Source organism: Exiguobacterium sp. s192 (genome assembly GCF_018618795.1).
Classification (GTDB): domain Bacteria; phylum Bacillota; class Bacilli; order Exiguobacteriales; family Exiguobacteriaceae; genus Exiguobacterium_A; species Exiguobacterium_A undae.
In genome coordinates, this window is the sequence record NZ_JACSMS010000004.1 from 32,566 (window position 1) to 49,342 (window position 16,777).

General features: G+C 49.0%; 16 protein-coding genes. 11 read left to right on the forward strand and 5 right to left on the reverse strand.

Going from position 1 to position 16,777, the window contains the following annotated elements; translation table 11 throughout:
- Positions 1-8: 8 nt before the first annotated feature.
- Positions 9-704, forward strand: coding sequence for a phosphotransferase family protein (locus KNP87_RS08770; RefSeq protein ID WP_214721464.1), 696 nt, complete (start codon positions 9-11; stop codon positions 702-704).
- Positions 705-965: 261 nt separating this feature from the next.
- Here the strand turns inward: KNP87_RS08770 and KNP87_RS08775 are convergent, their stop codons facing one another.
- Positions 966-1,526, reverse strand: a complete 561-nt coding sequence (locus tag KNP87_RS08775; RefSeq protein WP_214721465.1) for a GNAT family N-acetyltransferase — start codon at positions 1,524-1,526, stop codon at positions 966-968.
- Between the two features lie 71 nt (positions 1,527-1,597).
- Positions 1,598-2,209 carry a YitT family protein gene (locus KNP87_RS08780; protein ID WP_214721466.1) on the reverse strand — a complete coding sequence of 204 codons (612 nt, stop codon included), beginning with the start codon at positions 2,207-2,209 and terminating at the stop codon, positions 1,598-1,600.
- Between the two features lie 444 nt (positions 2,210-2,653).
- Here KNP87_RS08780 and KNP87_RS08785 point away from each other — a divergent pair, with 444 nt between their 5' ends.
- From KNP87_RS08785 to KNP87_RS08825, 9 genes are all read left to right on the forward strand, one after another.
- A complete protein-coding gene (locus KNP87_RS08785) occupies positions 2,654-4,006 on the forward strand; it encodes an FAD-dependent oxidoreductase (protein ID WP_026831777.1) in 1,353 nt (450 codons plus the stop codon).
- A 227-nt stretch (positions 4,007-4,233) separates the two neighbouring features.
- Positions 4,234-5,118: an SDR family oxidoreductase gene (locus tag KNP87_RS08790; RefSeq protein WP_026831776.1), complete on the forward strand. Its 885-nt coding sequence runs from the start codon at positions 4,234-4,236 to the stop codon at positions 5,116-5,118.
- A 123-nt stretch (positions 5,119-5,241) separates the two neighbouring features.
- The gene (locus tag KNP87_RS08795; protein WP_026831775.1) at positions 5,242-5,793 is read left to right on the forward strand and encodes a maltose acetyltransferase domain-containing protein; all 552 of its coding nucleotides are present in this window, start codon (positions 5,242-5,244) and stop codon (positions 5,791-5,793) included.
- 100 nt (positions 5,794-5,893) lie between these two features.
- Positions 5,894-6,799 (forward strand): hypothetical protein, encoded by a 906-nt coding sequence (locus KNP87_RS08800; RefSeq protein ID WP_214721467.1) that lies wholly within the window; start codon positions 5,894-5,896, stop codon positions 6,797-6,799.
- Positions 6,800-6,810: 11 nt separating this feature from the next.
- A complete protein-coding gene (locus KNP87_RS08805) occupies positions 6,811-7,494 on the forward strand; it encodes a response regulator transcription factor (RefSeq protein ID WP_026831773.1) in 684 nt (227 codons plus the stop codon).
- Positions 7,491-8,756: a sensor histidine kinase gene (locus KNP87_RS08810; protein WP_214721468.1), complete on the forward strand. Its 1,266-nt coding sequence runs from the start codon at positions 7,491-7,493 to the stop codon at positions 8,754-8,756. Before KNP87_RS08805 ends, KNP87_RS08810 begins: the two co-directional genes overlap by 4 nt.
- Before the next feature lie 78 nt (positions 8,757-8,834).
- Entirely contained in the window at positions 8,835-9,920 is a 1,086-nt protein-coding gene (locus KNP87_RS08815; RefSeq protein WP_026831771.1) for a site-2 protease family protein, read from the forward strand.
- A 168-nt stretch (positions 9,921-10,088) separates the two neighbouring features.
- Positions 10,089-11,480 carry an MATE family efflux transporter gene (locus KNP87_RS08820; protein WP_026831770.1) on the forward strand — a complete coding sequence of 464 codons (1,392 nt, stop codon included), beginning with the start codon at positions 10,089-10,091 and terminating at the stop codon, positions 11,478-11,480.
- 109 nt (positions 11,481-11,589) lie between these two features.
- Positions 11,590-12,162, forward strand: a complete 573-nt coding sequence (locus KNP87_RS08825) for a 3'-5' exonuclease (protein ID WP_026831769.1) — start codon at positions 11,590-11,592, stop codon at positions 12,160-12,162.
- A gap of 64 nt (positions 12,163-12,226) precedes the next feature.
- On the opposite strand, the gene KNP87_RS08830 is transcribed toward KNP87_RS08825, so the two are convergent.
- The 3 genes from KNP87_RS08830 to KNP87_RS08840 form a co-directional block, all read right to left on the reverse strand.
- Positions 12,227-13,342 carry an NADH-dependent flavin oxidoreductase gene (locus tag KNP87_RS08830; protein ID WP_026831768.1) on the reverse strand — a complete coding sequence of 372 codons (1,116 nt, stop codon included), beginning with the start codon at positions 13,340-13,342 and terminating at the stop codon, positions 12,227-12,229.
- 100 nt (positions 13,343-13,442) lie between these two features.
- Positions 13,443-15,551 carry an MMPL family transporter gene (locus KNP87_RS08835; protein ID WP_214721469.1) on the reverse strand — a complete coding sequence of 703 codons (2,109 nt, stop codon included), beginning with the start codon at positions 15,549-15,551 and terminating at the stop codon, positions 13,443-13,445.
- 64 nt (positions 15,552-15,615) lie between these two features.
- A complete protein-coding gene (locus tag KNP87_RS08840; RefSeq protein WP_119923483.1) occupies positions 15,616-16,410 on the reverse strand; it encodes a hypothetical protein in 795 nt (264 codons plus the stop codon).
- A 115-nt stretch (positions 16,411-16,525) separates the two neighbouring features.
- On the opposite strand from KNP87_RS08840, the gene KNP87_RS08845 reads away from it, so the two are divergent.
- Positions 16,526-16,702 (forward strand): YycC family protein, encoded by a 177-nt coding sequence (locus tag KNP87_RS08845; protein WP_081775989.1) that lies wholly within the window; start codon positions 16,526-16,528, stop codon positions 16,700-16,702.
- Positions 16,703-16,777 lie beyond the last annotated feature (75 nt).

Here is a 16,777-nt window from a genome sequence, read left to right on the forward strand (position 1 = left end):
GGATTTGGATGAATATCATCGGAACCGGCAACACGGCAACGATTCAACAAGAAACTGCGACGACTGTTCGAAAGCAGTTTCACGCACATGTTCCGCATGCAGCGGTCCAGCAGGAATTTCAAAATCATCTGTCCATCCAGAACCACTTTCCGATGACACCTCGTGTCTATAATCAAGTTGATCATTCCATTCGCATGGAGTACTTGAAAGGGGAATCGCTCGGAGATTTGATGAAATGTCATCCCGTTCGGATTCTCCGCTACATGACGACCATGGTCGCCTTACAAAGGTATCTTCATACGTTATCCGTCGACGGATTACCCCTTCTTCAAAAACGATATCCTGCTCACACTGCACTTGTAGCGGGACATACTTTATGTCATGGTGATTTTCACCCGTATAATCTGTTGCTGGTCAAAGAAGACGTCTATGTCATCGATTGGATGGATGCCTCCATCGGCAATCCACTGATGGACGTCGCCCGTACTTTTTTATTGTTCCGTTATGGGGGAAGAAGCTCTTTACGAAATCCGGCAGAACGCGTTTCCCGCTTCGTTCTCAGTCATTTGTACCGTGTCTGTTACTTTAAGCACATCAGAAAAGTCATCGGATTTAAGGCTTGTTTGAGGTTGTGTGCGGTTTCCCGCTTGAAAGAACAGATTACACCTGTCGAATCCGTTCTGTTACAACGTTTTTTAAAGTGATTAATCCGGTCGAATCATAAATCATCGCCACCTAATTAAGCTGAACATAAAAAATCACTCGCTTCACGCGTTTTCCTGTAGGAGTCGCGTGAAGCGAGTGATTTTTTTGAATCCAGGTTCTTAGTGTATCGATCTTACCAGCTTAACAAAACATCGTGGAGAAGCAGACAAGACGAAGACTCCTGCGGGAAAAATAGAAAGCGAAGTCTTGTCTGCGTATCAACGAATCTTGAACCGAATTCGAAGTACTTGCTTCGTCATTCAAGTTGCATACGGTCGTTCCATATAATCAAATTGTCCGCCACTGATTTCAATCGTCTTGACCGGGACGAATCCAAGACGCCGATACAGGCGTTGCGCACCAGCATTCGTCTGATCCGCATTTAACGTAAACGCCCGTAATCCACGCCGCTCCCCTTCGTCCGCCGCTGCCTGCAACAGCTCAGACCCAATTCCTTTTCCACCATATGCCGCATCCACCGACAATGTATCCAGATAAAAGACGTTTCCTTCCGTCTCTTGATCGATCTGCACCTCTTGTCCTGTCCATTCGAGCAGTTGACGTTTAATCGGTTCATCCAATTGTGCCGCATCCACTCCTGCGTATGCGATGACGATGCCGACGACACGTCCGTCGAGTTCCTTGACGAGAATGTTCTCGTGACTTAACCGGTTTCCCGTTTGCGTGACAAACAGCGCGAGCCGCTCCAAAATCAATTCCTTCTCCTGTGTTCCGGTCAGGGTCTCGGCAATTTCATGAATCGCCTGTTCAATCAACGGTGCGATTTGATCCGCGTCATTGGCAGTTGCTTGTCTAATCATTTATGTGTCCCCTTTCTTCTACTCTCTTTTATCGTAAAACAAAATCCCTCCTGATGTCAGGAGGGATTTGTTCATTTCAGTTCAGCTACCGGAATCGGTGCAACGATCGGTTCGCGTGTCATGACCGAGACGACACGTCCCGCAATCGCGACTGCGAGCAACGTATACAACGTTAGACTCAACGGCAGATAGACGAGTGAGATGACGAGGACGATGGCATCAAGACCAAATAAAATCGTCCCGATTGATAAGCCGGTCAGTTTACTGAGACCCATCGACAACAAATCGTCTCCTCCTGTTGCCCCGCCACTTTTCAGAACGAGACCGAGACCATAGCCGGTCACGATTCCACTGGCGACAGCAGCAATCAGTGTTGCCGGCCATGCCTGTTCCGGAAAATGAAACAGATCCAGTCGGTACCACATTTCGTAAAACAGCGACAATGCGCCTGCCGATACGAGTGCTTCACTGACAAAACGTTTTCCTTTAAAATATAACGCTCCGATAAAAAACGGAATGTCGAGTACGATCATCGAAATCGATGGATTAATATCAAAAAAGTAACGTCCGAGTAAAGACAGACCGATAAATCCGCCTTCTGCCAATCCAAATTGTTCATTCAAGGTGTAATAGCCAAACGCCATAATGAGCGTTCCGGCCAAGATGGTTATAATTCGTTTCATGTGTTGTTGTCCTCTCCCGTATCTTCCATGGGAGAGGGTGTAGTTGTCCCGTTTGGGTATTCATCTATTTTCGCTCTCCCTGATTTTTTTCAAGCCAATACCTTCCTGTTCAATGAAGATTGGCACTGCTAAAAATCAGGTAAGCTGAATAGATGATCGATCCTCTCGGTATCCATCGGTTTCCACCCTTTCGTTTTGTTGTCTTCTTCATTATAACCTGAACTTCAGAAACTAAAACAGTTTTACACGTTTTTAACAGAAACGATACAGATGAACGGATACTTCGATCCCGATACCCAATTTTGCTCACTCATTCACAATTTAGACATTATTATGCTCAATGGTGAACAAAGTACTTGAAAACAACATTGTGAAGTAATACACTAAGGATATCAAATGAATGTGATTTTTATCACAAACAAAAACGAAAAGGGGACTTTACTCATGAAAGTAGCAGTCATCGGTTGTACACACGCAGGAACAGCAGCAGTTAAAGAGTTGGCTTCACAACACGAACAACTGGATATCACCGTTTACGAACGAAACGATAACGTCTCATTCCTTTCTTGCGGCATCGCGCTTCATGTCGGTGGCGTCGTCGAGCATGCGGAGTCGCTGTTTTATTCTTCACCGGATGAACTGACTGAACTCGGTGCCGAGATGCGCTTAAAACATGATGTCCTGGAAATCGACAGCACGAACCAAACGATTCTTGCAAAAAATCTTTTAACGGGTGAAACCGTTCAGGATACGTACGATAAATTGATTATGACGACTGGTTCATGGCCGATCATCCCGATGCTTCCCGGGATTGAACTGAATCAAATTGAACTCTGCAAAAACTATCACCACGCGCAAACCATCATCAAAAAAGCAACGGATGCCCAGCGGATTACTGTTGTCGGTGCCGGTTATATCGGTGCTGAATTGGTTGAAGCATTCGAAGCATACGGCAAAGATGTCACGTTCATCGACAGTGCCGACCGGATTTTAAATAAATACTTGGATCGTTCATTCACGGATATCATTGAAAGTGAATTGACAGACCGCGGGATTCACCTCGAGTTGAACCAGACCGTTCAAAGCTTTACCGGCGTGGACGGTAATGTCACACAAGTCGTCACAGACAAAGGAACGTTTGAGACGGATCTCGTCATTCTCTGTGTCGGTTTCCGACCAAGTACGGAATTGTTAAAAGGACAAATCGACATGTTACCGAACGGAGCGATCATCGTCGACGACTATATGCGGACCAGTAATCCGAACATCTTTGCTGCCGGTGACAGCTGTGCCGTCTACTACAATCCGGCCCGGACACACGCGTATATTCCGCTCGCGACAAATGCTGTCCGAATGGGAACACTCGTCGGGAAAAACTTACTCGCTCCGACGATCCGCTACCAAGGCACACAAGGAACGTCCGGTCTCCGGTTGTATGACTTGAACATTGCTTCGACCGGTCTGACAGAAGATGCTGCCCCGTTCTTCGGTTTAGAAGTGACAAGTACGACGGTTCAAGATGCTTACCGTCCCGAGTTCATGCCGACAGCTGAAAACGTCCAGTTGAAACTTGTCTACGAAACTGCGACACACCGACTCGTCGGTGCGCAAATCATCTCAAAAGTTGACCTCACTCAGGCGATGAACACCTTGTCAGTGGCGATTCAAAATGAGATGACGCTTGAAGAACTGGCTTTCGTCGACTTCTTCTTCCAACCGCACTACAACAAACCGTGGAACTTACTGAATCAAGCCGCTTTACAAGGAATGAAAGAACTGACATCGGAACGCGTCTGATCGGTCATCCACCCTATCTTTAATCAAAATCGGAGTTCACATCTGTGGACTTCGATTTTTTTATTTGTCCTTTGTCCGCCTCCGGTTATTTGTTGCTACAGCCTTACTGAGCGTCCTTTTCGACTTGACAAAAACTTCACTTGATTAATCAATTGACGTTTAGACGTGAAGTGACAGGGAACATACTTCTTATGCAAATCAAACCACTACCTAGGAGGAATCAATTCATGTCCCAGTCTAACAATCCACTTACACAATATTTTAATGATGACTTCCCAAAACAATATCAGGATGCACCGGCTGTCCAGGCAAAAATGGAGCCAATCCCTGATTGTGGCGAAGAAAGTTATAAAGGTTCCGGTAAATTGATCGGGAAAAAAGCCTTGATCACAGGGGGCGATTCTGGAATCGGTCGTGCTGCTGCCATTGCTTATGCACGTGAAGGTGCAGATGTTTTCCTCAACTATCTACCGGAAGAACAACAGGACGCTGAAGAAGTTAAAGCACTTGTTGAAGCTGCCGGTCAAAAAGCGTACTTACTGGCGGGCGACCTCAGTGATGAAACGTTCTGTCAACAACTCGTCAAAGAAGCACACGAATCACTTGGCGGAATCGATATTTTGGCACTTGTCGCCGGCAAACAGCAAGCCGTCGAGGACATCATGGACCTGTCGACGGAACAACTTCGCAAAACATATGAAATCAATGTTTTTTCTCTGTTCTGGGTCGTTAAAGCTGCCCTCCCGTTGTTAAAAGAAGGGGCTTCGATTATCACGACGACTTCGGTTCAAGGCTACAACCCAAGTGCGAACCTGCTCGATTACGCGTCAACAAAATTTGCCATCAACGGTTTTACACGGGGACTTGCGAAACAAGTCGCGCCAAAAGGCATCCGCGTCAATTCTGTTGCACCGGGTCCAATCTGGACGCCGTTGCAAATCTCAGGTGGTCAACCAAGCGAAAACATTCCGGAATTCGGACAAGAAACACCGCTTAAACGGAGTGGTCAACCGGTCGAACTTTCGAGCGTCTATGTCTTCCTCGCTTCAGATGATGCCAGTTATGTCACGGCACAAATTTATGGTGTCACAGGCGGAATTGAACTCGCTTAATTGAATACTAGAGTAAAAAGCGGTTTTGATGGCGACATCAAAATCGCTTTTTTTGGTATCAGTTGCTTCTCCCCGTCCGATTTAGTCTAATGAAGATATACATACCACTAGGAGATGATTCATGTGACAGAAAAAGAAAAGATGATTCAAGGTCAGCTGTATTTAGCCGGGGATGCGGAGCTCGTGGCGGACCGGAAACGGGCGCAGATGCTTTGTCATCAATTTAACCAACTCAGCATCGAAGAGCTGCCTGCCCGAAAATCTCTCCTGCAACAACTTTTACGGACCGAACAAACGGATTTTTACATCGAACCGTCTTTTAAATGTGATTATGGCTACAACATCACGCTTGGTGCCCGGTTTTATGCCAATTACGATTGTGTCCTGCTCGATATTTGTCCGATTACGATCGGCGACAACTGTATGCTCGCTCCGGGCGTTCACATTTATACAGCGACGCATCCGTTAGATCCTGTCGAACGCAACAGCGGTTATGAATTCGGGAAGCCGGTTGTCATCGGGGACAACGTCTGGATCGGTGGACGTGCCGTCATCACTCCCGGTGTGACGATCGGGGACAATGCCGTCATCGCGGCCGGAAGTGTCGTCGTCAAAGATGTCGCCCCAAACACTGTCGTCGGCGGCAATCCTGCCCGTTTCATCAAATCGATTTGATTTCTCATCAAATTTTAATCTAATCCTCAGTCTCCTCTCACTTGCGGGCGCTATTCTAAGAATAAGAAAAGCAGCTACCACTACTGAGGAGGAAATCATCATGACAAACGAAAAACGTACGGATAAGCCAAAAAAGAATTTTGTAAAACGCGGTCTCGCTTCAATCGCCATCACAGGAACCGTTTTGACGGGGGCGGGCGCCTTCTTACTTTTCACCGGTCCGGGACATTCTCTCGTCAATTCAACGGTCACGACTTCAGAACAAGTTGAACAAAAAGTTGAAGCAGCTTCCACAAAAGTTTCAAGCAACGTCAAGCAGTCGCTTCCGAGCGCATTCCGGGATGATGATCAAGACATAGAAGGAACGTTAAAAGAAGTATCCGACACATCGGTGACACTGACGCAAAATGGTTCGGATCAATCGTATTCGTTTGCCTCATCTGCTGAAATCGAACAAGCTGCGGCCGGCGATTGGATTAAACTTGAACTCAATCAGGACGGTCTTGTCCGGGAACTCGAACGGGAAGATGATCGGAACGATGACCGGGATGGTCGAGAGGACGATTCATCCGACGATGACCGCAATGAAGTCACCGGTGTCGTCAAAGAGCTGTCCAATGAACAAATCGTCTTGACTCAAAATGGTTCGGATCAAACGTACCGCTTCAGCGATCGGGCAGAGATCGACCAAGCGCAAGCCGGTGATACCGTCAAACTTGAACTGACAGCAGCCGGTCTCGTCCGGGAGCTCGACCGTGAAGATGCAAGTGATCGGGACGACCGGAACGATGACCGCCAAGAAGACGATGCAACGGAAGACCAAGACATCCGTGGTGCATTGGTTCGTGTGACGGACACACAAGTCGTCATTGAACAAAACGGTAAAAACGTGACGTTTGAACGGGCACAAAACATGGAACAGGATAATGATGTACAGGTTGGTTCACAAGTCGAACTTGAGTTGAACGGATCGAAGCAAGTGACAGAAATCGACGAACAGTCGTAAGGAGGAAGTCTATGGCACCGACCATCTTAATCGTCGAGGACGATTCGAAAATCGCCCGCCTACTTGAATTGGAATTAAACCACGCTGGATACGCGACGCAGGTCGCCTTCAACGGTAAAGATGGCTTAGTAGCTGCTGAGAACGACATCGATCTCGTCTTACTTGACGTGATGATGCCGGAGCTCAGCGGCTTCGAGGTGCTTCGACGGCTTCGCGGAAAAGGTAATCCGGTTCCCGTCATCTTATTGACGGCACGAGGCGAAGTGTATGACAAGGTTGCCGGTCTTGATCTCGGTGCCAATGATTATGTGACGAAACCGTTTGAAATCGAAGAATTGTTGGCCCGGATCCGGGCCTTACTCCGCTTGACGACACGTGCCGCCGTCGAAACCAATCAGCTTCATTATGCCGATGTCTTGCTGGATTTGGACCGGCATGAAGCGTTTCGCAACGACGTCCCGCTTGATCTGACGCCACGCGAATTCGATTTGTTGTCCTATCTGATGGAAAACAAGGAACACGTCTTGACCCGTGAGCAAATCCTCAATCGGGTTTGGGGGTATGACTACTTCGGCGAAACGAATATCGTCGATGTCTACATTCGGTATTTACGCAAAAAAATGGACCGCAGCCAGTCTCCCCTCATTCAGACGGTTCGCGGCATCGGCTATGTCTTAAGGGAGGAGAAAGGATGAAGTTACGAACCAAACTGGCGTTATCGGTGACGTTGTTCACGACACTCTTGTTGCTCTTATCTTTTTTAGTCGTCACCTATGTCGTACGCGATCATTTGATTGAATCCCGTTTCACCCAACTCGAGCAAGCCGAGGAGCTGATGGAAGATGATTCCTCGACCCGAGCCTTGTTGACGTTGCATGAAGATTCCGTCGTCCTGTCCCGTGACGACGGACGCTGGGTCATCGCGAACGATGAAGAGGATGATGATTCCGCCACCGTCAACGGCGATGTGCGGGCACGCGATCTCCCCGGCATTCCGACGACACGGGACGAACCGTTCAAATCCGGCAATTGGTTTGGCATCGTTCATGAGGATCAAGCCTATCTGTTTGAAGACGACACCGTCGATGATACGATTTCGACCTTGATCTTCGCCTTCTCGATCGTCTTGATCATCGCGGTCATCATCGCCTTCCTCAGCAGTTTCTTCATCGCCTATCAAACGTTACGTCCGCTTCGTCAACTCAGTCAGACGATGGAACGGATTTCCGACTCCGGCACACTCGAGACCGTTCCGGAACAGCAAAATGATGAAATCGGACAGCTCGGAAAAGTCTTTAACCGGATGATCGGACGTGTCGATCAAACAATGGAACAGCAACGGCAGTTCGTCGCCGATGTCTCGCATGAGATGAAGACGCCGCTGACCGTCATCGAAGGGTATGCAAAACTGCTGAAGCGTTGGGGTAAGACGAACCCTGATGTCCTCGAAGAATCCATCAGTAATATCCTGAATGAAACGCACACGATGCGGAGTGGACTGATTGAACCGATGCTTGAATTATCCCGTCTCGGATATGGCGAGACGACGACAGAGACGATCGACCTAAAGCAGCTCGGCACAGAAGTTGCGGACCGGATGCATCATGCCTACAATGTCCTGATTCCGGTGGACGCCACCGGTACCGTCACAGCCAATCATGAAGCACTTGTCCGGATTTTGACGATTTTCATCGATAATGCGATCAAATACGCCAAAGATCCGGAAATCCGACTTCGACCGGACCGGCTCGAAGTTCTCGATCACGGAACCAGCTTATCGGCGGAGCAGCGCGCCCGTCTGTTCGATCGGTTTTACCGGCTCGACGAAGCACGCGACCGGTCCGGCAGCGGGCTGGGTCTTTCCATCGCTGCCGCGTTGGCGGAACATCATCATCTGTCCGTCGGCAGTGAAGCCCGTCCCGGTGGCGGAAGTTGCTTTTTCATCACGTTCGGCTGACACCTGAAACGAAACCTTCCATCGTCTTTTAGCGTACACTAGAGACAGTAGTCAGATGATGAAGGAAGGTTATGAACGATGGATAAAAAACGTTGGGGAGGCTTAGCCGTCGCCGGAGCATTTTTACTCTCAAAAGGTAAAGTCCTGCTTGCTCTCTTAAAGTTCTCTAAATTCGGCGGGACGTTAATCTCATTCGGCATTTCGTTATTGTTTTACGCACAAATTTTCGGTGTCTGGTTTGGCGTCGGTTTGCTTTACCTCTTATTCATTCATGAGATGGGTCATTTAGCGGCTGCCAAACGACTTGGCTTTAAAACGGGACCGGCGATTTTTGTGCCGTTCATGGGGGCTGTCATCGGGATTAAGGATACATTCCGGACGCCGAAACAAGAAGCGATTTTAGCTTACGGGGGTCCGCTCGCCGGACTGTTCTCCCTCATCCCGCTTTTGATCGGATACGCCGTGACCGGAAATGATTTTTGGCTCGTCATTTTCCACTTGGGTGCTTTGTTGAACCTGTTCAACTTGCTGCCGGTCAGTCCGCTGGACGGCGGACGAATTTTAGCCGGTCTGCCGATTGTCGTCTGGGTCGCCGGTCTTGCTGCCTTGATTGCATACGGCATCACGCATTTCAGCATCATCTTGTTATTGATCGCATTCCTCGGCGGCAGTGCCGTTTGGAAACGATACCGGTTCGCGAAACAATATGAGGACAATAAATCCGTCCTGATGTTTTACCGGGCAGCCCGAAGCCGTGTGCTTCAGGCGAAACTCGAGCAGGAGCAGCTGGCGGCAGCAGAGACCGTTCCATCGACAAGCGACGAAGCCGTCGATGCCGATGACACACCGGTTGCGACGTATGATCCGATTGCTTGGTCACTCCGTCAAGATCTCCAAGATTTACGCAGTGCCAGCCCGGAAGATGCCAAAAAAGATGCGGACGACATGTTGCGTTATCAATATGACTCCGCCAATGACTATGATGCGTTATTACGCCGGTTGGACCAGCGGATCGAACCGTTGATCGAAGCGGAAAAGTCGGTCGAGTACCATCAGATGCCGAAAAAACAACAGACGATTACGCTGTTTGCCTACTTGGCACTTGGTGCGATTCTCTTTATCGCCTTTGAATATTCCAAAGGATATCTTCCGACCCCGTCTTAACCCATAAGCAGAAAAAAGGCATTCCGCTGTTCACCTGCGGGATGCCTTTTGTGATGAGAACATCTCATTTTGCACATTGCCTGGATGGATTGCTTGCATCCGTCCGGAGAAGCGACTAATCTGAATGAAAATCAATCCACCTGTTTTTAAAAAAAGGAGGCTCTCCTGATGATGAATAAAAATACGGCTCGATTGGGAGAAGCACCCATCAATAAACTCCTGATCGGTCTGTCACTTCCGGCAATGATCGGTATGCTCGTGACTGCGCTTTACAATATCGTCGACACGATTTTTGTTGCGCAAGGCATCGGGACGGCGGCTGTTGCTGCCGTCGGAATTGCGTTTCCCGTCCAACTCGTCTTGATGGCAATCTCCAACTCCGTTGGGATCGGCGGGGCAGCGATTGCTTCCCAACGGCTCGGTCAGAAAAATCTTGACGGGGCCAGCCGGGCGTATGCGAATGTTTTAATGGTCGTCTTCGTCGTCAGTATGCTCGCCATCGTGGCAGCGTTCATTTTTGTTGAACCGTTATTGCGCGTATTCGGGGCGACACCGGAAATCATGCCGTACAGCATTGATTTCTTACGTGTCCTGCTGCTCGGTTCCCCGTTCTTCATGCTGACAATGGCCTCGAGTGCCATGTTGCGGGCGGAAGGCCGTGCAAGCTACCAGATGCGTGTCATGCTGACGACGGTCGCGATCAACATTGTCTTAACTCCGTTGTTCATTTTCGGACTCGATTGGGGAATTCAAGGAGCGGCACTCGGAACGGTCGTCGCTCAAATCGTCGGTTCAATCCTGATTTTCCGGTTCTTTTTCACGAAAGCCAAAAAAACGAGTTTAGTACTTAATCGGGAAGCGTTCCGTTTTGATCCGAAACTCGTTGTCCGGATGGGACAAATCGGATCTTCCTCCTTCATCATGCAAGTCTCGCAATCCGTTTTGTTCATTACCGTCAACCACATGCTCGTCCGGTACGGCGGGACGACGGAACTGGCGACATTTGCCGTCATCAACAAATTCATGGCGCTCGTCGGGATGCCGATCATGGGAATCGTCCAAGGGATGCAACCGATTGTCGGCTACAATTTCGGTTCAAAACAATTTGACCGGATGTCGCAAGCCATCAAACTGGCGATTCGTTATGGTTTGACGTTATCCATCACGCTCTGGCTGTTGATTCAACTGTTCCCTCGTTTCTGGGTCGGGATGTTTACCGAAGACGCCACCTTACTGGATGATGGTTCCACGGCGATGCGGATTCTGTTTGCGATCTCATTTGTCTACGGCATTCAGATGATCATCAACGGGATGTATCAATCACTGGCAAAGGCGCGGATCGCCTTGTTCCTGTCTTTGTCACGGCAAACGTTGTATACGATTCCGCTCGTCCTGATTTTGCCGGTCTTCTTCGGAGTCCAGGGGGTCTGGTTCGCCTTTCCGATCGCCGATTTGATGGCCGTCTTGACAGCCATCGTCTTTGCCTACCGGGACCGGATCATGCTCTTTAAACCAAATGAGTACGCCGAACCGGAAACAAAAGCCGCACAGGCCAAATAACCGACAGTCCGTCCTGCCGCTCGGCAGACGGGCTTTTTTCATGAAAAGAAAAGACGAACATGCATTCTAAATCAAAATACGGTATGCTGTTAAAAAAAGGAGTGCTGATATGTCACCTTACACACTGGCGATTGATTTTGAAACGGCCAACCGGAACAGTCGCAGCATCTGTGCCTTCGGATGGTCGGTTTTATCCGAGGGGAAAGTCATCACAAACCAACAAGTTTTGATCAATCCGGAGGAAGACTTTGATGCCGGCAACATTCGTGTCCACGGCATTCGTCCGAGCGACGTCTGGGATGCGCCGGCGCTACCCGAAGCGATGGCAACACACGGCTTATTCGAGCTGATTGAAAACGCGGAACTCATTGTCGCCCACAACGCTTCTTTCGATATGGGCGCACTTCAAAAAGCGATTCAAAAATATGATTTGTATCAAATGCCGTCTTTTCAGTATGGCTGTACGGTCAAGTTGTCACGGAAACTCTACCCCTGGTTGCCGAACCACAAGTTAAATACGATGGCAGAATTTTTGGGGGTTTCCTTTAAACACCACGATGCGAAAGAAGATGCCTATATCTGTGCCTTGTTGCTGCAGGATATGTTGGACCGGACGAACATCGAACATCCGGTCGAACTGCACCGTTTTTGTGGTGTCCGGATGGGTGAAGTCGCTTATTAATTCCCTTCATCTGAAAAAGGAGCAGCTCAGAATGTGAGCCGCTCCTTTTCTATCTGTTTGTTGCTTATTTCGTTGTTTGTTTGATTGGGAACCAGCCCGGACGGCTTGTGATTCCTTGCCATAAAGCATCCGGTACAACAAGTTCTGCTTGTGCCGACGGATCAAGTTCAGTCCGAATCGAAGCCGTGTCGCCTGCTTCAACTTTTTCGACCCATTTCGGTTCCATGATCAGTTCACGACCAAGCGCGACGAGTGGAACCACTTCAAGCGAACGCTCGACTTCTTCCGGTGTGTGGAGTGATCCGACACCGATGACCGGAACGTGTTGTCCAACACGTTCTTGCACCAAACTGATCGGCGAACGTGTTTCGTTTTGATCACGAATCGATCCTGCAAAGAAGTCCATGACGGAAACGTGCAAGTAGTCGAGGTCTTTTTTCGCAAGAGCGTCGACGAGTTGCATCGTATCATCGAGAGTGATTCCCGGGTTTTCGACTTCTTCCGGTGAGAAGCGGTAACCGACGATGAACGACGGGTCTTGTTTTGCGACTGCTTCGACCGCATCAACGACCGCAAGCGGGAACGCAAGACGTTTTTCGAGACTGCCGCCCCATTTGTCGTCACGACGGTTTGAGTGTGGCGAGACGAACTGTTGAATTAAGTACGTGTTCGCACCGTGAATCTCTACTCCATCAAATCCAGCTTCCATCGCCCGGCGTGTTGCTTGACCAAACGCTTCGATGATTGCGTCGACTTCTTCTGCCTCGAGGGCGCGTGGTGTCATTGCACCTTCACGTTCTGGAGCTACTGCGCTCGCACTGACAGTTTGTCCGCCGACGAGTTCCGGCGGCGCCATACGACCCGCGTGGAAAATCTGCAGAATTGCTTTTGCGCCTTGATCTTGAATCGTTGTTGCAAGACGCTTTAAGCTTGGTACCAATTCGTCGCGCTCTGCTCCGAACTCATTCGGGAATCCTTGCCCGTCAGCTGTGACGTTGGCACAGGCCGTGATGACTGCACCAACCCCACCCGAACGTTCTGCGTAATAAGCAAGTTCTGCTTCCGACACTTCACCGTTTTCTTCTGCCGCGTAGTTTGTCATCGGCGCCATCATAATCCGGTTTTTTAATGTTACTCCGTTTGGAAGTGTAAACGTATCAAACATCTTTTCATTAGCCATTGAAGCATATCCTCCTCTGAAATCTTAACTTGAATATCGTCAGTATACGCCCGTGTTCCGTCAAATGACCAATGATGTGCCTAGCCGATGTTCGGTCCGCTTAATGGACTTTGATTTTTCGTTTTGTCCGTCCGCCCGGCCACCACCAGTTCCAGTGTCCAAACAGCTTCATCAGTGCCGGGACTAAAAACATCCGAATGATAGTCGCATCAATGAAAATCGCCAAGGCAATCCCGACGCCCAGCTGCTTGATCGGGCTCACCCCGGTGAAGGCGAAGGCACCCGTGACGACGATCATGATCAAGGCGGCCGATGTAATGATTTTACTGGTCTTCGCGAGACCCATCTCTGTCGCAATATCATTGTCGCCTGTTTCCTCATAGTATTCTTCCATCCGTGAAACAAGGAATACTTCGTAGTCCATCGACAGCCCAAACACAAGTGAAAAGATGAAGACCGGCGTCAAAATGCCGATTGTCTCTGCCGGGAAGACCCAGCCCGATTCAAACAAGATGACGAGCAAACCAAACGTTGCGCCAAGGCTGAGCAGGTTCATCAAGATGGCTTTGATCGGAATCAGAATGGATCGGAAGGCAAACAATAAAATGATGAATGTCGCAAGCAGGACGAGTCCCAAAGCAAGCGGCATCTTCGAATAAATTTCATCGTAGATTTCCTGGTTAAACGCAGCCGGTCCTCCGACTTGGTACCCTTGCTCCCGAATTTCACGGACCCATTCTTGTGACGCCTTGTCACCGGGATCTCCCGTCAAATTCACATTCACCCGGGCAATCCCGTTCTCAAACGCAATCAAGGAGGCCAGTTGTTGTTTCCCCTGCTCCGTTGCTGCGACCTGCGTGACCTCGAGTCCGTTCGCTTCAGCGAGCGAGCTTGCGGAAACCACTCCCCGGACGCCTTCGTCCGCTTCGAGGCGTGTCGTCAGTGCCTCGAGTTGCTCCAGCCCCTGTTCCGTCTGAAAATCAGCTTTCAGTAAAACGATGGCATCCATGCCATCATCCCCGAAGGTTTTTTCCCATGCTTCAAATGCCAGACGTGATTCATAGTCTTCCGGTAAGGCGCTCGCTTGCGGAATGTTCAGTTCCAGATCGCGCAGCGGAATTAAGCACGGCAACAGCAACAGTAAAGAAAATAACGTGATCGCAACGGGACGCTTCATGACGAAACGCGCCAGCTTGCGCCATCGGACTTCGCCTTGCTCTGAGTCGGCTTTAAAAATCCGGCCTTTTTCCAGCCCGGAACCCAGCAGTGCAAGCAAAGCCGGCAGTAACGTGACGGCGCTGATGACTGCTCCGAGCACTGATACCAACGTGCCGATGGCGACTGCTTGAAAGACGTCGACGTCAATTACGAGCAGTCCGGCTAAACCGACGAACACACAAATCCCGGAGAATAAAATCGATCGTCCGGCTGTTGCGACTGACACTTCAGCCGCTGCTGTAATCGACCGTCCGGCTGTCCGTTCTTCCCGAAAACGATTGACGTACAGCAAGGAAAAATCGATGCCGAGTGCCAGTGAAATCATCGCCACGGCATTCAAGACAAAAATCGATAACTCTTGTTGACCCGCAATGAAATACAAGGTCCCTGCCCCGAAAATGAAGGTCACGAGTCCCATGATGAGCGGCAGGACGGCAGCCAGAGGTGTGCCAAAGACGAGGAGTAACACGAGCATGGCAGCCGGCACACCAATCAACTCGGCCCGTACCAAATCGTTTTTCGATGCTGTATTCAAGTCGTCGACAATCAACGGCTCACCCGTCAATCGAATCGTACTGCCTTCCTGCGGATCGAGTTTGTCTTGAACCGCCTTCACCCAAGACGGTTCGATGTCGGGTATCCCGACCGACACGTATCCCTTGCCGTCCTTCAAAGCTTCCGGATTTTCCTCGCTTCCGACGACTTGTCCGACTCCCTCAATCGTCCGAAACGCGCTGACATGACGGTTCATCTCTTGTTCGATGATTTCGTCGTCCCCTTCAAACAAGACGATGATTTGATGCGGATCCTGCTTAAATTCTTGTTCCAAGATCCGTTCGACCTGCTGAAACTCGCCGTCCCGGGTGAAGCCGTTCCCTTTTAATTGGTCCGGAAGCTGCACCGCAAAATAACCAAGGACAATCAAAAGAATCAACCACAGCAAACTGATCGTTTTTCGAAATCGGACTACGTATTGACCAAATCGTTCCATCTGTCATCCCCCTCTTTTCGTATACAAGAAACACATCCTTCGCCTGATAGGACAAAGGATGTGCTTACGTCTTTTGAAAAATCTGCAGCCACGTCGTGCCGAAATTGGAAGAGGTTGAAACGATGGCAAGACGTTGTGCCGCTCCGTCCAACAATACCGTCTTAAGTAAAACGGAGGACTGACAACCATCAAACTTAAACTTCAATTTATCTTCTTCATATAAATAAAAGCGTGTCGCATCGGTAATCGAAAATAGATTCTGATGGCGATCTACAAGCAGATATTCTTCATACTCCGAGAAAGGAATGACGTGTTCCTCCTCGGTCATAGCGTCCCAAATCACATAACGCGTTTGGGTCATATCATACGAAATGATTGTTGCCGGAGCAATCAAACGTTCAAATGCGAACTCCGGATCGTACCCGCGTTCAATGAGACGTCCAAATAAAGGGGCTTCGGCATAGTCTGAAAATGTTCCTTGCTCGGTTTCAAAACAATAACGGACAACATCCGTTTCGGCTGAATACATAAAAATTTCTTCACCTTGCCAATAATACAGATTACTGAACCAAGCATCCGAAAAGAGTGCCGGCCGTTTCATATATTGAAGACGTCCGTCTTCTAAATCCAACAAACCAAAGGTCGATGTTTCGTTAAAAACGATGAATACCCGATGTCCTTCTGGTTCAAAATACCAGGTGAACGGAACATATGCACACGCTGTTTCCCATCGTATTCTTAAGTCTGCGTCACACTTTGTAAATCCGTACTGATCCCGATATAAAATCAGATCATCACCGAACCGGTCAAAAAGAGATACAGACTCATGGAGCAACAGCTCAGCAGCTGGTTTATACATACGCATCACTTCCTACTTCCTACGGTATCAACCTTCTCTGTTTCTAGCTACTGTCGATGCGCTCTGCGAGCACCTCCTGTATACTGAAGTTATACGAAAAGGAGGAATATTTACGATGAAACCCCTACAACTGTCAGCAGAAACAGCTGTTGAACTTTCGAAACGTCTCAATGTGCCGCTCGAACAATTGATGCACATGCCGCGACACATTTTGATTCAAAAACTGGTTGAGCTTGAAAGTGAACAGTCGGATGCTGCATCAAAAGATGACACGCCGCCGTCAGCAGATTAATTCTTTTCAAAATGCCCTTCTTTTATGCGCTATTCGCTAAAAGAAGGGCATTCGTTTCATCCATCCGACCCGATG

Excerpts from the sequence above, each read along its gene's own strand:
- KNP87_RS08770 (WP_214721464.1), top strand. The coding sequence starts at position 9 with ATGAATATCATCGGAACCGGCAACACGGCAACGATTCAACAAGAAACT.
- KNP87_RS08775 (WP_214721465.1), bottom strand. The coding sequence starts at position 1,526 with ATGATTAGACAAGCAACTGCCAATGACGCGGATCAAATCGCACCGTTG.
- KNP87_RS08780 (WP_214721466.1), bottom strand. The coding sequence starts at position 2,209 with ATGAAACGAATTATAACCATCTTGGCCGGAACGCTCATTATGGCGTTT.
- KNP87_RS08785 (WP_026831777.1), top strand. The coding sequence starts at position 2,654 with ATGAAAGTAGCAGTCATCGGTTGTACACACGCAGGAACAGCAGCAGTT.
- KNP87_RS08790 (WP_026831776.1), top strand. The coding sequence starts at position 4,234 with ATGTCCCAGTCTAACAATCCACTTACACAATATTTTAATGATGACTTC.
- KNP87_RS08800 (WP_214721467.1), top strand. The coding sequence starts at position 5,894 with ATGACAAACGAAAAACGTACGGATAAGCCAAAAAAGAATTTTGTAAAA.
- KNP87_RS08805 (WP_026831773.1), top strand. The coding sequence starts at position 6,811 with ATGGCACCGACCATCTTAATCGTCGAGGACGATTCGAAAATCGCCCGC.
- KNP87_RS08810 (WP_214721468.1), top strand. The coding sequence starts at position 7,491 with ATGAAGTTACGAACCAAACTGGCGTTATCGGTGACGTTGTTCACGACA.
- KNP87_RS08815 (WP_026831771.1), top strand. The coding sequence starts at position 8,835 with ATGGATAAAAAACGTTGGGGAGGCTTAGCCGTCGCCGGAGCATTTTTA.
- KNP87_RS08820 (WP_026831770.1), top strand. The coding sequence starts at position 10,089 with ATGATGAATAAAAATACGGCTCGATTGGGAGAAGCACCCATCAATAAA.
- KNP87_RS08825 (WP_026831769.1), top strand. The coding sequence starts at position 11,590 with ATGTCACCTTACACACTGGCGATTGATTTTGAAACGGCCAACCGGAAC.
- KNP87_RS08830 (WP_026831768.1), bottom strand. The coding sequence starts at position 13,342 with ATGGCTAATGAAAAGATGTTTGATACGTTTACACTTCCAAACGGAGTA.
- KNP87_RS08835 (WP_214721469.1), bottom strand. The coding sequence starts at position 15,551 with ATGGAACGATTTGGTCAATACGTAGTCCGATTTCGAAAAACGATCAGT.
- KNP87_RS08840 (WP_119923483.1), bottom strand. The coding sequence starts at position 16,410 with ATGTATAAACCAGCTGCTGAGCTGTTGCTCCATGAGTCTGTATCTCTT.
- KNP87_RS08845 (WP_081775989.1), top strand. The coding sequence starts at position 16,526 with ATGAAACCCCTACAACTGTCAGCAGAAACAGCTGTTGAACTTTCGAAA.